17 protein-coding genes and 1 pseudogene are annotated in these 14,197 nt (G+C 62.9%); 8 read left to right on the top strand and 10 right to left on the bottom strand.

Annotated elements, in window-relative coordinates; genetic code table 11:
• Positions 1-96: 96 nt before the first annotated feature.
• Positions 97-584: pseudogene (locus tag FJ950_RS23205) on the bottom strand (DUF1772 domain-containing protein).
• Positions 585-732: 148 nt separating this feature from the next.
• On the opposite strand from FJ950_RS23205, the gene FJ950_RS23200 reads away from it, so the two are divergent.
• Positions 733-1,170 carry an EVE domain-containing protein gene (locus tag FJ950_RS23200; RefSeq protein ID WP_140619013.1) on the top strand — a complete coding sequence of 146 codons (438 nt, stop codon included), beginning with the start codon at positions 733-735 and terminating at the stop codon, positions 1,168-1,170.
• Here the strand turns inward: FJ950_RS23200 and FJ950_RS23195 are convergent.
• From FJ950_RS23195 to sppA, 4 genes are all read right to left on the bottom strand, one after another.
• On the bottom strand, positions 1,160-2,125 hold the full coding sequence (locus FJ950_RS23195; RefSeq protein WP_140618875.1) for an ornithine cyclodeaminase family protein: 966 nt from the start codon (positions 2,123-2,125) through the stop codon (positions 1,160-1,162). The genes FJ950_RS23200 and FJ950_RS23195 overlap by 11 nt on opposite strands.
• 37 nt (positions 2,126-2,162) lie before the next feature.
• Entirely contained in the window at positions 2,163-2,519 is a 357-nt protein-coding gene (locus FJ950_RS23190) for a hypothetical protein (protein ID WP_015315713.1), read from the bottom strand.
• Positions 2,520-2,569: 50 nt separating this feature from the next.
• Positions 2,570-2,854, bottom strand: coding sequence for an integration host factor subunit beta (locus FJ950_RS23185; protein ID WP_006200394.1), 285 nt, complete (start codon positions 2,852-2,854; stop codon positions 2,570-2,572).
• A 79-nt stretch (positions 2,855-2,933) separates the two neighbouring features.
• Complete coding sequence (gene sppA, locus FJ950_RS23180; protein ID WP_140618873.1) at positions 2,934-3,890, bottom strand: signal peptide peptidase SppA; 957 nt, start codon at positions 3,888-3,890, stop codon at positions 2,934-2,936.
• A gap of 353 nt (positions 3,891-4,243) precedes the next feature.
• On the opposite strand from sppA, the gene lptC reads away from it, so the two are divergent.
• From lptC to ptsN, 6 genes are all read left to right on the top strand, one after another.
• On the top strand, positions 4,244-4,957 hold the full coding sequence (lptC, locus tag FJ950_RS23175; protein ID WP_140618871.1) for an LPS export ABC transporter periplasmic protein LptC: 714 nt from the start codon (positions 4,244-4,246) through the stop codon (positions 4,955-4,957).
• Positions 4,944-5,537, top strand: a complete 594-nt coding sequence (locus FJ950_RS23170) for an LptA/OstA family protein (protein ID WP_140618869.1) — start codon at positions 4,944-4,946, stop codon at positions 5,535-5,537. The genes lptC and FJ950_RS23170 overlap by 14 nt, the downstream gene beginning before the upstream one ends.
• Complete coding sequence (gene lptB, locus FJ950_RS23165) at positions 5,537-6,349, top strand: LPS export ABC transporter ATP-binding protein (RefSeq protein WP_015315717.1); 813 nt, start codon at positions 5,537-5,539, stop codon at positions 6,347-6,349. Before FJ950_RS23170 ends, lptB begins: the two co-directional genes overlap by 1 nt.
• A gap of 200 nt (positions 6,350-6,549) precedes the next feature.
• The gene (gene rpoN / locus FJ950_RS23160) at positions 6,550-8,073 is read left to right on the top strand and encodes an RNA polymerase factor sigma-54 (protein ID WP_140618867.1); all 1,524 of its coding nucleotides are present in this window, start codon (positions 6,550-6,552) and stop codon (positions 8,071-8,073) included.
• 264 nt (positions 8,074-8,337) lie between these two features.
• A complete protein-coding gene (gene raiA, locus FJ950_RS23155) occupies positions 8,338-8,922 on the top strand; it encodes a ribosome-associated translation inhibitor RaiA (RefSeq protein WP_015315719.1) in 585 nt (194 codons plus the stop codon).
• Between the two features lie 57 nt (positions 8,923-8,979).
• Complete coding sequence (gene ptsN, locus FJ950_RS23150) at positions 8,980-9,444, top strand: PTS IIA-like nitrogen regulatory protein PtsN (RefSeq protein ID WP_015315720.1); 465 nt, start codon at positions 8,980-8,982, stop codon at positions 9,442-9,444.
• A gap of 71 nt (positions 9,445-9,515) precedes the next feature.
• On the opposite strand, the gene FJ950_RS23145 is transcribed toward ptsN, so the two are convergent.
• Both FJ950_RS23145 and FJ950_RS23140 read right to left on the bottom strand, forming a co-directional pair.
• Positions 9,516-9,773, bottom strand: a complete 258-nt coding sequence (locus FJ950_RS23145; protein WP_015315721.1) for a DUF1150 family protein — start codon at positions 9,771-9,773, stop codon at positions 9,516-9,518.
• 64 nt (positions 9,774-9,837) lie between these two features.
• A complete protein-coding gene (locus tag FJ950_RS23140) occupies positions 9,838-10,263 on the bottom strand; it encodes an Hsp20 family protein (protein ID WP_013893014.1) in 426 nt (141 codons plus the stop codon).
• Positions 10,264-10,596: 333 nt separating this feature from the next.
• Between FJ950_RS23140 and FJ950_RS23135 the strand changes: the two genes are divergently transcribed.
• Positions 10,597-11,541 carry a nucleoside hydrolase gene (locus FJ950_RS23135; RefSeq protein ID WP_015315722.1) on the top strand — a complete coding sequence of 315 codons (945 nt, stop codon included), beginning with the start codon at positions 10,597-10,599 and terminating at the stop codon, positions 11,539-11,541.
• A gap of 45 nt (positions 11,542-11,586) precedes the next feature.
• Here the strand turns inward: FJ950_RS23135 and FJ950_RS23130 are convergent, their stop codons facing one another.
• From FJ950_RS23130 to FJ950_RS23120, 3 genes are all read right to left on the bottom strand, one after another.
• Positions 11,587-11,994: a hypothetical protein gene (locus FJ950_RS23130; RefSeq protein WP_181171407.1), complete on the bottom strand. Its 408-nt coding sequence runs from the start codon at positions 11,992-11,994 to the stop codon at positions 11,587-11,589.
• A gap of 48 nt (positions 11,995-12,042) precedes the next feature.
• Positions 12,043-12,657, bottom strand: coding sequence for a LysE family translocator (locus FJ950_RS23125; RefSeq protein ID WP_140618865.1), 615 nt, complete (start codon positions 12,655-12,657; stop codon positions 12,043-12,045).
• A gap of 94 nt (positions 12,658-12,751) precedes the next feature.
• On the bottom strand, positions 12,752-14,197 hold the full coding sequence (locus tag FJ950_RS23120; RefSeq protein ID WP_140618863.1) for an amidase: 1,446 nt from the start codon (positions 14,195-14,197) through the stop codon (positions 12,752-12,754).

Below are 14,197 nucleotides of genomic sequence, written 5' to 3'. Positions count from 1 at the left end.
TCTGCCACAGCTATGCCCATCGGCGCAACAAACCCGAGCGACATTGCGATAGCAACGATTGGAGCAGTTGCGGCGATTGGGGCGATTGCGGATGGCTTAGCCGCCACGCCCGATCGAAAGCAGTGCGACAACCAGCGAAACGAAGCCGGCAGCCTTGGCCGCCGCGACGGCCATGTGGCCGGTTTCCCAGCGCAGCCGTATGGCTTCGAAATTGTCTGGAATTGGCCCTGGCACCCAGGTGGCGAGAATTTTATTGGCCGGTTTGACGAGAACGAACCAAAGCACGAGGGATAGCGCATAGAGCAAGGTGGCGGCGAGTGCGAACCAGAACGCCGGCCGATCCTGGCGCAGCAGCCACGCCAGCAGTCCCGGGCAATGATTGCGGCGACATCCAGCGGCGCGCCAATGATTGCGAAGAGCAGGAATTGGCCGTTGAAAACGGTGGCCTCGCGCCAAAGCGCCGGGGACCATCGGGTGAGCCGGGGCGCCGATTCCAGAACGTGGGCGAAAGACGGCCCGAGGCTGAGTGCGGCGACCATGGTGGCCAAGACAGACCAGAACAGCAGGAAGCCATATAGTCGCATGACGCAACAACGGTTCCGGGCCGAAGCCGTTCCGAACGGCCGCACTTGCCATTGCCGCGGCCCCAGCCCTATCGTTTGGCACTCCGGCACTGCGGGCCGATTAGCGGGCAAGCGTTGGCCGACGGACAACTGGCAATTAGGAACAGAAATGAGCGCGTATTGGATCGCCGTGGCGTCGGCCGAACATGTCCGGCGCGGCCGCAAGGGCGGCTTCATGCAGGTCAACCATGGCAAGGCGGCACCGCTGCGCCGTGTCAGGCCCGGTGATGGCATTGTCTATTATTCGCCGACCACGGTTTTGGGGGAGAAAGACGGTCTGCAGGCGTTCACGGCAATTGGCACTGTGCGGGAAGGAGAGCCCTATCAAGGCGACATGGGCGGCGGCTTCACGCCGTTCCGTCGCGATGTCGACTGGGCGCAGGCACAGGAAACGCCGATCAAGCCATTGCTTGAGGGGCTGGAGTTCACCTCAGGCAAATCGAACTGGGGTTACCCGTTGCGCTTTGGCTTGTTCCCGATCAGCGTGGCCGATTTCGCTTTGATCGCGGAGACGATGGGCGCCAAACTCGCTTTGACTAGCCCCTGAGCGCCTTGTAGACGGCAATGCCGGCGGCCAAGTCCTCCAGCGCGGCACCGACCGACTTGAACAGCGTAATCTCGTCCGGGCTGCCGCGACCTTCCTTTTGGCCGCGCGCCAGTTCGTGCAGGTCGGCGACGATGGCTTGTGGTTTCAGCACGCCTGAGGCCAGTGGCTGGACGATGTCGCCGGCTTCCTTGGTGGCGCCGGCGCGGGTGTCGACATAGACGCGGGCGCGCATGACCGCGTCGTCATCGCTTTCGCGCATCGCAGGCGTAAAGCCGCCGACCAGGTCGACATGGGTTCCCGGCCGCAGCAACGTGCCCTTGATCAGCGGCGTGGTGGTGATTGTCGCCGAGGAGACGATGTCGGCCTGGCCAAGCTCGGCATCGAGATCGGTCGCGGCGCTGGCCGCGAAGCCCTCGGCGCGCAGATCGGCCGCGACTTTCTCGGCGTTGGCCGGGGTGCGGTTCCAGATGCGGATGGTCTTGATTGGCCGCACGGCGCTGTGCGCCTTGGCCAGGAAGGGCGACAGCGCGCCGGCGCCGACCACGAGCAGCCGCGAGGCATCGTCGCGGGCGAGATAGGACGCCGCGAGGGCCGAGGCGCACGCCGTGCGCCACTGCGTCAGCCGCTGGCCGTCGATCAGGGCTTCCGGCTCGCCGGTGCTGCCATCGAGCAGGAGATAGAGCCCCATCACGGCGGGCTTGCCGACGGCGTTGTTGTCGGGCGAGACGGTGACGATCTTGACGCCGATATGGCCGCCGGCGGAACGGCCCGCGGCGTGAAAATCGGTCCATGCGGGCATCAGCAGCAAGGTCGACGCCGCGCCGTCAGGCCTTTCGACCGTGTGATGATGCCTGACCGGCTGCACCGCGCCCTCGCGAAATGCCGTGCGCAATGTCTCGACCAGTCCAGGAAAGGTCAGCGCACGATCGACCTCAGCGGCCGAAATGGTCAGCATGAAAAGCTCCGTGAAAAGAAACGCGCCGACCTGCGGCTCAATTGGTCGGCTTCGGCAACGCCGACCCTTGGGCCGGTGCTTGGGCTGACGCCTGCGGCACCGAGGGCGTGCGGCTGACTGCCTGGCGCAGGTTTTCGGCCTCGACACCGCGCTGGCGCGCCAGTTTGCGGTAGTGGCCCTGCTTCACCCATGTCGCCAGGCTGCCGACGACCATGCCGATGGCGAGCGCCAGGAACAGGAAGATGAACAGCGGCAAGGTGAGCGTCAGCTTCGGATTTCCGGGATTGAACGGGTCCAGCGTGAAGGCGACGAGTTCGCGGTTAGCGACGGCCAAAGCGATCAGGATGATCGCCAGGGGCACGAAGACCACGATGAGCATGAAGCGATTGAGCATGATGTTTTCCGTCGCAAGCGGGCCGATAAGGCCGTCCGGCGCTGACGCGCCTACTTGCCGCCGTTCAGCCTTTCACGCAACTCCTTGCCGGTCTTGAAGAACGGCACCCATTTCTCCTCGACCTCGACGGATTCGCCGGTGCGCGGGTTGCGGCCGGTGCGGGCAGGTCGGTTCTTCACCGAAAAAGCGCCGAAACCGCGCAATTCGACCCGGTTGCCCTCGGCAAGCGCGTCGGTGATTTCATCGAAGATCGCGCCGACGATGTTTTCGACGTCGCGCAGGAAAAGATGCGGATTGCGCGTGGCAATAATCTGCACAAGCTCGGACTTGATCATCAGACGGGTCCCCGTGAAAGCAGTTCGGTCAAAATTATCAGGATGATTTTATTTGCTTTTTTAGCTATCCCAACGCGTCTCAAGGGTGCCAGACGGAAACGAGACCGTCAAGAAACAAGCGGTCGGCGCCAAGTTCATGGATCACGTCGCCGCCGGAGTCCGGCAGGCCGAGCGCGCCGGCGATCGTGCGTGCCATCGCCTTCGAGAACAGGAAACCGCCGCGCCGTTCCGTGTCCTTCCACTCGACCACCTTGAGCTTGGCATCGACACCCTTGGTCGCCAGCCAGTCGATCGCCACGGACTCGCCGCCGACGGCGTCGATCAGCCCGTTGGCAACACCCTGGCGGCCAGTGAAGATCGAACCGTCGGCCAGCGCCAGCGCCTGTTCGTGGGTCATCTTGCGACGTTCGGCGACGATGCCGACGAACCAGTCGTAGCTGTCCAGAATGAGCTTGCGGACCATGGCGCGCTCGTCGTCATTGGTCGGCTTGAAGGGCGAGGGTGAGGCTTTCAGCGGCGAGGACTTGACCTCCTCCAGCTTGACGCCGAGCTTGTCCATCAGGCCGCTGACGTCGGGATACTGGATCAGCACGCCGATCGAGCCGACGATCGAGGTCTTGCGGGCGACAATATGGTCGGCGGCACTGGCGATCATGTAACCCGCCGACGCGGCGAGCGTGCCGACCTCGGCCACGACAGGCTTGTCGGCGGCCAGCTTGCGCACCTCCTCGTAGATTGATTCCCCGCCGACGGTGGTGCCGCCAGGAGAATCGACCACAAGGATCACGCCTTTTACTTTCGGCGACTGGCGAATAGCCTCCAGCCGCTTGATCAGTTCGTCGTCCTCGGTGATGGTGCCTTCGATCCTGACCTTGGCGATGTGGTCGACGGCGGAGCCGCCGAAATCGTCGCCATAGAACCAGGCCGACAGCGCAATCACCCCGAGCGCCACGATGCCGAAGGCCGCGACACGCCAGAAAGTCAGCTTGCGCCGCAAGCGGCGGCGGTCGATCAGGTCGTCGGCTCTCAATGCCATCGTCAGCCTCACAGTCATCGGGAAGAGACGCTTTTAGACCATGATGTCTTGATCGGGAAGCAGTTCCGTCCCGCACATGGCGCGGCAATCCGCGCGCGGCGGTCCGTGTTGTCTGTTTTGTGACTGGCCTGTGCGGGCGACGCAAGGTAAGTGGGAAGAACTTCGGTGGTGAAAAAAGACGCAAGGGCGTCTATTTCTGCTATGAAGCACTGGCTGTTGCGCTGACCCGGGTTTCGTTTGTGCACGGCAGCTGTCACATTTTTGCGGTTTTCGTCGGCTTGTGCTTGCGCGAGGGCGCTGGCGTCCCACCTATAGGCGGTGCTCCCGGGGCAGGGTTTTAGAAGAAAGCAGTCATGTTAGCGCGACCGAATGAACCGACCAGCCCGGAGACGGAGTTGGCTTCCCCGGCGGATGACTGGACGCGGGGCGAAGCTTTCGACCGCGCCCAGCGTCATTCGCGCCGCGTGCGCGTGCTCAAATTCGCCGTGCCCTTGGCCGCGGCATTGATTGCCGTCGCCTTCCCGGTCTATTCCTACCTCGCCGCGCCCGTCTCCGTCGCGGTGCAGGCCGAAGGCACCGCCTTCTCGAACGGTAAGCTGGTGATGGCCAATCCCAAACTCAACGGTTTCACCAAGCTGAAGCAGCCTTATTCGATGACGGCGCTGCGGGCCATACAGGATGTGAGCACGCAAGGCATCATCGAGCTCGAGGGCATCGACGCCAAGGTGCCGATCGCTCCCGACAACGTCGCGGCGGTAAAAGCCTCGCGCGGTACCTACGATCGCGACGGCAATACGATGAAGCTGAACAGCGACGTCACCATCACCACGACCGACGGCCTCCAGGCCAAGTTCAAATCGGTCTTCCTCGACATGGGCAAAGGCACTATGAAGACGGATGATCCGGTCGATGTCAGCCGTGGCGGGTCGCAGATCACGGCGGATTCGATGTCGGTCCAGGACAATGGCAAGATCCTGGTGTTCGAGAACAAGGTTCGTGTCAACATCGATCCCGCCGTTCTGAAGGCGGCTGAGGCAAAGGGCGAAGAAGCGAATGTGGCTCAATAGTTCGACACGGCTTGCGGCCGCAACTTCGGCGCTGTTCCTGCTCAGCCTGGCGCCGTCGCTGGCGCAGTCGGGAGCGGCCAGCCAGGTGTCGGGTCTCAAACTGGCCGGCGACAAGCCGATCCAGATCGAAAGCGACAAGCTGGAAGTCCACCAGGCCGACAGCGTCGCGATCTTCACCGGCAATGTCACCGTCGTCCAGGGGCCGACGCTGATGAAGGCCGGCAAGATGATGGTCTACTACGTCAAGGACCCCAATGCGGGCGCCAAGGGCGCCGAAGCCGCCGGGGCGGCAGCCATGACCGGCTCGGCCAACATCGATCACCTGGAGATCTCCGACAAGGTCTACATCAAGTCGGATCAGCAGGTCGCGACCGGCGATCAGGGCAGTTTCGACATGAAGAGCCAGGTGCTGGTGCTTTCGGGCAAAAAGGTCGTCCTTTCGCAAAACGACAATGTGCTGGTCGGCTGCAAGCTCACCGTGCAGATGAAAACCGGGCTGGCCCAGGTCGATCCATGTGCTGGGCAGCGTGTGCAGATGTCGATCACACCGCCGCCGAAATCGGGAGCGACGAACCCCTGATGGTCAGCCTGTCGTCGCTGACGGCGCGTCTTCCGGGACGGGCCGCAGGCAAGCTTTCGGCGCCGGCCACGGTCGACAAGGCGAAGTTCAAGGGAACCTTGATCGCCAAGGGTCTGACCAAGAGCTACAAGGGCCGCAAGGTCGTCAGCGGCGTCACGCTGGGCGTGCGCGCAGGCGAGGCCGTCGGGCTGCTCGGCCCCAACGGCGCCGGCAAGACGACCTGTTTCTACATGGTCACCGGCCTGGTGCCGGTGGATGAAGGCACGATCGAGATCGACGGCTTCGACGTCACCTCGATGCCGATGTATCGTCGCGCGCGCCTCGGCATCGGCTATCTGCCTCAGGAGGCCTCGATCTTTCGCGGGCTCAATGTCGAGCAGAACATCCGCGCCGTGCTCGAAGTGGTCGAAAAGGATCGCAAGGTCCGCGAGCGCAACCTCGACGAACTGCTTGAGGAATTTCACATCAGCCATCTGCGCAAGGCGCCATCCATGTCGCTCTCGGGCGGCGAAAGGCGGCGCCTGGAAATCGCGCGCGCGCTGGCGACGCGCCCGGCCTACATGCTGCTCGACGAGCCCTTCGCCGGCATCGATCCGATCGCCGTCGCCGATATCCAGCAATTGGTGCGTCACCTGACGGCGCGCGGCATCGGGGTCCTCATCACCGACCACAATGTGCGTGAGACGCTCGGCCTGATCGACCGCGCCTACATCATCCACGCCGGCCAGGTGCTCACTCATGGCCGCGCCGACGAAGTGGTGGCAAATCCCGACGTGCGGCGGCTTTATCTCGGCGAGGGTTTTACGCTCTGAGCGTGAAATTTGTTTCCTGATACGATTTTTTGCGCGCCGGCGACCTGTTTTCCGCGATTTTGCTCCGGGATAACGCTCCGGTAAGCGGGTTTTGCTAGGCTTTGCCTTGACAAGCAAAAGCCGGGCCAGTTTCTATGTCCGGCCGTGAAATTGATTTCCGGAAGTTGGGGACGCGTAGAGGAGGCGTTTGAAACCGAACCATGGCATTGGCGGCCAAACTACAGCTCCGACAGTCGCAGTCGCTGGTGATGACGCCGCAGCTGATGCAGTCGATTCGGCTGCTGCAGTTCACCCATACCGAGTTAGAGCACTTCATCGACGAGGAGATCGAGCGCAACCCGCTTCTGGAGCGCGCCGAGCCGCAGGATGATGCCGCGAGCGACCAGGCGCAGAAGCTCGACGCAGAGCCGCAAGCGGCCGCCGATGGCGACTGGTTCGAGAACGAGGCGGGATGGAGTGCCGAAGCCATCTCGGAAAAGCTCGATACGTCCCTGGAAAACCTGTTTCCCGACGATCCCGGCACCAGCGAGCGGTTGGGCCCCGACCTGACGGCGCAATGGAAATCGGCTTCGGGCAGTGGAGGCTCCTCGTCCGAGGGGCTCGACGCCGGCGACATGGCTGCGAGCGGGATCACGCTGCGCGACCATGTCGGCGAGCAAGTCGCGCTCGCCTTCATCGATCCCGTCGCGCGGCTGATCGCCGGAGAACTTGCCGATGGGCTCGACGAGACCGGCTATGTCAGGGCCGATCTGGCGGAGATCGCCGCGCGGCTTGGCACCGACGAGATGGCGGTGGGCGAGGTGTTGGCGGTGTGCCAGACCTTCGAGCCGGCCGGCCTGTTTGCCCGCGACCTCGCGGAATGCCTTTCGCTGCAGCTTGCCGTGCGTGACCGTCTCGATCCGGCCATGAAGGCCCTGGTCGCCAATCTCGAACTGCTGGCGCGCCGCGATTTCCAGACGCTGAAGCGGCTCTGCGGCGTCGACGAGGAGGATTTGCTGGACATGCTGGCCGAAATCCGGGCGCTCGACCCGCGGCCGGGCATGGCGTTTTCTGGCGGCGCCAGCGATGCGATCGTCGCCGATGTCGAGGTGCGGGCGGCCAATGACGGCAGCTGGACCGTCGAACTCAATGCCGAAACGCTGCCGCGCGTGCTCGTCGACCACATCTATTTCGCCCAGGTGTCGCCGCACGCGAAGAACCAGGCGGAAAAGGATTTCCTGGCCGAGTGCCTGCAGAACGCCAACTGGCTGACACGGAGCCTCGACCAGCGGGCCAAGACGATCCTCAAAGTGGCCTCGGAAATCGTGCGCCAGCAGGACGCCTTCCTGGTCCATGGCGTGCGCCAGCTGAAGCCACTCAACCTGCGCACGGTGGCAGACGCCATCGGCATGCACGAATCGACGGTCAGCCGGGTGACCGCCAACAAATACATGCTCACCCCGCGCGGCGTGTTCGAGCTGCGCTATTTCTTCACGGCCTCGATCGCGGCATCGGGTGGTGGCGATGCGCATTCCTCGGAAGCGGTGCGTGATCGCATCAAGCAAATGATCGACGAGGAGAAGCCCGTCGATGTGCTGTCGGACGATGCTATTGTCGACATGCTCAGGGAAAGCGGCGTCGATATCGCCCGGCGCACGGTCGCCAAGTACCGGGAGGGCATGAATATTCCCTCGTCGGTACAGCGCCGGCGCGAGAAACGGGCGCTCGCCAGCGCCGGCCGCTAGGCGTTCACGATTTCCACAGCTTTCAAGTTTCATTGACAAGCCACGGTGAAGTGGCTAGAAGCCCGCCCGCATGAGACGGGCTCGATGCCCGCTAGCGGATGGTCCGTCACGACAATGACCCGGGACGGTCAAGAAGGCGGCTTGTGATCAACCGGAAAGTTCGGATTTAAATCGGCGCGAGTGACGCCGCAAAGCTTGTGCGCACGGATCACGAGTATAAACTCGGGCCAGTTTGAAGCCTGAGCAAGGAAGGTCAGTTTTCAGATGAATCTGCGCATTTCGGGAAAGCACATGGATATCGGCGATGCGTTCCGTACACGCATCAACGATCGTGTCGGTGAAGCGATCGGCAAATATTTCGATCGTGGCTTCGCGGGGCATGTCACCGTCATCAAATCGGGCTCGCGCTATTCCGCGGATTGCATGATCCGGCTGGATTCCGGCGCCTCGCTGCAGGCCACCGGCGATGCCCAGGACCCGACACTCGCCTTCGAGGCCGCGGCCGATCGGCTGGAGACCCGGCTTCGGCGATACAAGCGCCGTCTGAAATCGCACAATTCAGGCAATGGCAATGGCGAGTTGACCGACATCGCTTACACGGTGATGGCACCGCTTGCCGATGACGATGAGGAAATCCCGGAGGATTTCGCACCGGCCATCGTCGCCGAATCGACCATGACGCTGAAGACCATGTCGGTGGCCTCGGCGGTCATCGAACTCGATACCAAGGACAGTCCCGTGCTTGTTTTCCGCAATGCCGGAACCGACCATCTCAACATCGTCTATCGCCGGCCCGACGGAAACATCGGCTGGATCGATCCGTCCACGACCAAAGTCGCACAGGGATAAAAGCCAGCCGCACGAGGGGTGGGGACTGGCGCGGCAGGCGAACAAGGATTTTCAAGCATGGATCTGAGCGATCTTATCAGCGTTCCGGCGATTTTGCCGGCGTTGAAGGCGAACTCCAAGAAGCAGCTACTGCAATTGCTGTCCGAGCGGGCAGCAACGATTTCGGGCATTCCGGAACGGGAGGTGTTCGACACCATCCTGCAGCGCGAGCGCCTGGGCTCGACCGGCGTCGGCAACGGCATCGCCATCCCGCACGGCAAGCTCGCGGGCGTGAAGCGCATCGCCGGCGTTTTCGCCCGGCTGGAGACGCCGGTCGATTTCGAATCACTGGATGACCAGCCGGTCGATCTGGTGTTCCTGCTGCTGGCGCCCGAAGGGGCGGGTGCCGATCATCTCAAGGCACTGTCCCGCATTGCGCGCGTGCTGCGCGACGCCGACACCGTGGCAAAGGTCAGGGGCACGCGCGACGCCGCGGCGATCCATGCGCTTTTGTCGGATACGCAGGCCTCGCACGCGGCCTGAAGCCATCTTTTTAAATATTGCTCCAAGGGCCGCCATGAGCGGCCCTTTTCAGTTCAGCCAACCAATTGTCTTTAATGAATGGCGACGGTGGTCAGGTCGTTTTCCATGGCGCCGGCCAGCGCGCGGTCACGCGCGTCGGAAAGCAGGATCGGCTGACCATTGGCCCCAAACAGGGCCCACAGCTCCATGCCGGGCGCGATTTCACCGATGTTGGGGAAGCGGCCGAGCAGTTCGTCGCTCGAGACCTTGCGCAGATAGGCGACAGAGCCTTCGCCGAGATGGGCGAATTCGCCGCTGGTCATGGTGATGGTTTCGTCAGTTCTGGTCATTTCAAGCCTCCTTGGCGCGAGGACGCCGCTCAAGGCCATCCCGCATGAGAGCCATCGGTGAAGATCAGTCTTTCACCGATATGTTTATTTTCCGTACCAGCCGTTCCGACTCCGGCCGATCAAGGTCGATCGACAAAAGGCCGTTCTTCAGCTCCGCCGCGATCACACGCATGCCGTCGGCCAGCACGAAGCAGCGCTGGAACTGGCGTGCGGCAATGCCGCGATGAAGGAATTCGCGCTCGGTATCGTCGGTCTGGCGACCGCGCACGACCAACTGGTTTTCCTCCGTTGTCACATCGAGATCGCTTTCGGCGAACCCGGCGACGGCGAGTGTAATGCGCAGCCTTTCGGCCTTGCCGTCGGCACCGCTCAGGCGCTCGATGTTGTAGGGAGGGTAGCTGTCACCGGACTTCGCCAGACGCTCCAGGGTCTTTTCCATGGCGTCGAAACCCAGGAGAAGCGGGCTGGAGAAAGGCGTCATTCGGCTCATGTTACACTGTCCTCTCAAGAGCGACATAAACTGGAAAAACCCAAATGGCATTTTTCCCGATGGTCTTGATATGGTCCGCCCCGCGACCAAGTTCAAGCCACCAAAAGACCCGCCCAAGGAGACCATGTCGCGGACCCACGGAAATAGCCCAGGATCATCGTGGACTCACAGGAATAATCGACATGGCGCTTGAATCGACGCGCGGATGCAAGGAGAAGCGCGCAGGCCGGAACCGTCCCCCGTCAAGCGGTTCAGCAGCTTTGCAGCCGGTTGGCGTCTTTCGGGCGCAGGACCGGCCCGGTGAGCTGATGGCCAGCCAAACAAGGAATTGAAATGCCCCAACCACGCAAGATCATCATCGACACCGATCCCGGCCAGGACGACGCCATCGCCATTCTGCTGGCGCTTGGCAGTCCTGAACTGGAGATCGCCGGCATATCGGCCGTCGCCGGCAACGTGCCGCTGAAGCTCACCGAAAAGAACGCCCGCAAGATCTGCGAACTGGCCGGCCGGCCCGAAATCAAGGTCTACGCCGGCGCCATCCGTCCGTTGGCGCGCGAACTGGTCACGGCCGAGGAGGTCCATGGCAAGACCGGCTTGAACGGACCGGATTTGCCCGAACCGACAATGAAGCTGCAGGACCAGTATGCCGTCGATTTCATCGTCGAGACGCTGATGAAGGAAGAGAGCGGCACCATCACGCTCTGCCCGCTCGGACCGCTCACCAATGTTGCGCTGGCGCTGATCCGAGAGCCCCGGATTGCGCCGCGCATCAAGGAAATCGTGCTGATGGGCGGTGGCTTCTTCGAGGGTGGCAACGTCACGCCCACGGCCGAATTCAACATCTATGTCGATCCGCATGCCGCCGACGTCGTCTTCCGGTCCGGCATCCCGATCGTGATGATGCCGCTCGATGTCACCCACAAGGCGCTGACCACGTCCAAGCGCATCGAGGCGTTCCGCAAGCTCGGCACCAAGGTCGGCATCGCCGCCGCCGAGATGTTGGAATTCTTCGAGCGCTATGACGAAGGCAAATACGGCACGGATGGAGGGCCGCTGCACGACCCCTGCGTCATCGCCTATCTTCTGAAGCCGGACCTGTTCAAAGGCCGCCATTGCAACGTCACCGTGGAAACCGCCTCCGAACTGACCATGGGCATGACCGTGGTCGACTGGTGGGGAGTTACCTCCAGGGAAAAGAACGCCATGGTGATGCGCGACATCGACCATGATGGGTTTTTCGCGCTGCTGGTGGAAAGGCTGGGGCGGCTTAACTGACGTTTGGAATCGCCGACAAGCGCGCGGTGTCACCGACGCGCGTTGTCACCCATTGAGCAATCGATAGGTGTCGACGCCGTGCTTGTGGTGTTGACGTTCAATAGGAACGAGCGAGCCAACAAGATGCGGTCGCTCGACGTCGTCGTCGATCGAAATCCGCGTGTTGCCGTCATCAAGGCGCACGTCGTAGGTGTAGTATAGATTGTGACCCACCATGGCATACGGGCTGACAGGTTTCACTCTGATGTATTCGACCACGGCCATCACGCGTTGAGTGGTGACGACCGGATTGGCCTGGAGCCCTACAATCGCAATGGATTTCATCAGCGCAAAGGCGCAAAAGAAAGCGGTGCCGATCACTGCGTCGCTGTACTCGTATTGCCAAATAAGCAAGCGATCCCGAAAGGAAACGTTTGATTTGCGCATAGTGAAGAGTTGTGCAGCAGCGTACAATTCTTCAATATGTCTCCGCAAAAATTTATGGAGAAGGCGCTTTCGCCGTTACTTTGCCTTCGAAAACGCCAGCCACAGGCCGCCGCCGACCATGAAGCTGCCGCTGATCCGCGACAGGAGCTTGATGCGGCTGGCCGACAGCATGCGCCCGGCGCGGCCGGCGGCGAGCGCATAGGTCGAGTCCGACATGGCGGCGAAGATCATGGCGGTCAGGCCCATGATGACGATCTGCAGTGCGTAGTTGCCGGCGGGAGAGATGAACTGCGGAAAGAAGGCGCCGAAGAAGATCAGCGTCTTTGGATTGCTCAGCGCCACGGCCAAGCCCTGCAGGAAGAAGCCGCCGCGTGGTTTGCGGGCGGTTCCGTCGGCGTTCAGCGTGCCCTTCGAGCGGAACATCTGCACGCCCATCCAGATCAGGTAGGCCGCGCCGATCAGCCTGACCCACTCGAACCAGTGGCCCATGCCCGAAATCAGCGTGTTGAGGCCGATGCCGACGATGACGATCATGACTGCTAGGCCGGCTTGCGTGCCGGCGACATTGGCGAGACCGGCGCGAGTGCCGTGGCGGATGCTGTTGGCGATGATCAGCGTCACCGTCGGTCCCGGCACCAGTATGATGACGATGCAGGCAAGGACATAGGCGGCGTAGAGTTCCAGCGACATGATTTTTCCTCGCAATGCCGCTATCGCGGCCTGTCAGGCGACAATCAATGCATGGCGGCGAAGACGACGCAAGCCGGCGCGCGCCGCGTCTGGCTCAAGCCCCCGCGGGCCAGGGCAGCGTCGTCTCATAGGCAGCCGCGGCCTTCAGCACGGCGAGGTCGCCGCGTGGCTTGCCGACCAGCTGCATGCCCATCGGCCGGCCCCTGTCGTCGAAGCCGACGGGAACATTGACCGCCGGGCAACCGCCCAGGGTGGCGAAGGCCGAAACCTGCATCCAGCGATGATAGCTGTCCATCGTCCGTCCCGCGACCTCGCGCGGCCAATGGGTGCCGACATCGAACGGAAAGACCTGCGCGGTCGGCAGCGCGATGAGGTCGAAGCGGTCGAAGATCGACAGCAGCGTGCGGTACCAGGAGGTTCGGACGACCGAGGCCGCGCGTATCTGCGGCGCCGTCAGCCGCATCGCGTTTTCCACTTCCCATACGGCTTCCGGCTTCAGCAGGCCACGCCTGGCGGGATCGTCATAGTGTACTTTTAGGGCGCAGCCGCTGCTGGCCTGGCGCAGCGTCACGAAGGCCTGCCAGAGTGCCTCGAAATCGAAATCCGGTCGCACGGGCTCGGTCAGGAAAGATACATCCGTGAACCGTGCGAGTGCTGCCTCGCATAAGTCGAGGATGCCGGGTTCGATCGGCAGATGGCCGCCGAGATCGCCGAGCCAGGCGATACGGCCACCGGTCGCCGCCGTCGCCAGGCCTTCGAGGAAGGAGCCTTGCTTCTCGTAGGAGAGGGGCGCCTGCGGATGGTAGCCAGCCTGCACGTCGAGCAACAGCGCCATGTCGGCGACGTTGCGGCCCATCGGCCCCTCGACGCCCATCTGCGCGTGGAAGACCTCGAAGTCGGGACCGCTGGGCACGAGCCCCTGTGACGGCCGGAAACCGTAGACATTGTTCCAGGCCGCCGGGTTGCGCAGCGAGCCGCCGAAGTCGCTGCCATCGGCGATGGGCACCATGTCCAACGCCAGCGCCACCGCCGCTCCGCCGCTCGAGCCGCCGGCGGTCAGCGCCGGATCGAAAGCGTTCAGCGTCGGCCCGAAAACATTGTTGTAGGTGTTGGAGCCGAGCCCGAATTCGGGAACGTTGGTCTTGCCGATGATGATGGCGCCGGCGTCGCGGATGCGTTCGACGAAGAAATCGTCTTCCCGCGGCACGAAATCGGCGAAGATCGGCGAGCCGAACGAGGTCCTGAGGCCGGTGGTCGAGGCAAGGTCCTTGATGGCGATGGGTAGGCCAAAGAGCGCGCCGGTGTCATCGGTCCGGCTGATATCGGCGGCATCGGCCTCGCGCAGTATGTCGGCACGGTCGCGCAACGAGACGATGGCGTTGACCAGCGGGTTGACCGCATCGATGCGATCGAGGAACGCCGTCACCACCTCGCGCACGGAGAGCTTCTTCCGGCGGATCGCACCGGCAAGTTCGACAGCCGACAGGCGGCAGATGTCGCCGGCCGCCGGTACGGCATGCTTCGTGCGGGGACGCATCAT

This window comes from Mesorhizobium sp. B2-3-14, assembly GCF_006442175.1.
GTDB classification, from domain to species: Bacteria; Pseudomonadota; Alphaproteobacteria; order Rhizobiales; family Rhizobiaceae; genus Mesorhizobium; species Mesorhizobium australicum.
This window is presented reverse-complemented; position numbering and strand designations above follow the sequence as displayed.

Excerpts from the sequence above, each read along its gene's own strand:
- FJ950_RS23140 (WP_013893014.1), bottom strand. The coding sequence starts at position 10,263 with ATGAGCCGAATGACGCCTTTCTCCAGCCCGCTTCTCCTGGGTTTCGAC.
- rpoN (WP_140618867.1), top strand. The coding sequence starts at position 6,550 with ATGGCATTGGCGGCCAAACTACAGCTCCGACAGTCGCAGTCGCTGGTG.
- FJ950_RS23195 (WP_140618875.1), bottom strand. The coding sequence starts at position 2,125 with ATGCTGACCATTTCGGCCGCTGAGGTCGATCGTGCGCTGACCTTTCCT.
- FJ950_RS23185 (WP_006200394.1), bottom strand. The coding sequence starts at position 2,854 with ATGATCAAGTCCGAGCTTGTGCAGATTATTGCCACGCGCAATCCGCAT.
- lptB (WP_015315717.1), top strand. The coding sequence starts at position 5,537 with ATGGTCAGCCTGTCGTCGCTGACGGCGCGTCTTCCGGGACGGGCCGCA.
- sppA (WP_140618873.1), bottom strand. The coding sequence starts at position 3,890 with ATGGCATTGAGAGCCGACGACCTGATCGACCGCCGCCGCTTGCGGCGC.
- lptC (WP_140618871.1), top strand. The coding sequence starts at position 4,244 with ATGTTAGCGCGACCGAATGAACCGACCAGCCCGGAGACGGAGTTGGCT.
- FJ950_RS23120 (WP_140618863.1), bottom strand. The coding sequence starts at position 14,197 with ATGATGCGTCCCCGCACGAAGCATGCCGTACCGGCGGCCGGCGACATC.
- ptsN (WP_015315720.1), top strand. The coding sequence starts at position 8,980 with ATGGATCTGAGCGATCTTATCAGCGTTCCGGCGATTTTGCCGGCGTTG.
- FJ950_RS23190 (WP_015315713.1), bottom strand. The coding sequence starts at position 2,519 with ATGCTCAATCGCTTCATGCTCATCGTGGTCTTCGTGCCCCTGGCGATC.
- FJ950_RS23170 (WP_140618869.1), top strand. The coding sequence starts at position 4,944 with ATGTGGCTCAATAGTTCGACACGGCTTGCGGCCGCAACTTCGGCGCTG.
- FJ950_RS23145 (WP_015315721.1), bottom strand. The coding sequence starts at position 9,773 with ATGACCAGAACTGACGAAACCATCACCATGACCAGCGGCGAATTCGCC.
- FJ950_RS23200 (WP_140619013.1), top strand. The coding sequence starts at position 733 with ATGAGCGCGTATTGGATCGCCGTGGCGTCGGCCGAACATGTCCGGCGC.
- FJ950_RS23135 (WP_015315722.1), top strand. The coding sequence starts at position 10,597 with ATGCCCCAACCACGCAAGATCATCATCGACACCGATCCCGGCCAGGAC.
- raiA (WP_015315719.1), top strand. The coding sequence starts at position 8,338 with ATGAATCTGCGCATTTCGGGAAAGCACATGGATATCGGCGATGCGTTC.
- FJ950_RS23125 (WP_140618865.1), bottom strand. The coding sequence starts at position 12,657 with ATGTCGCTGGAACTCTACGCCGCCTATGTCCTTGCCTGCATCGTCATC.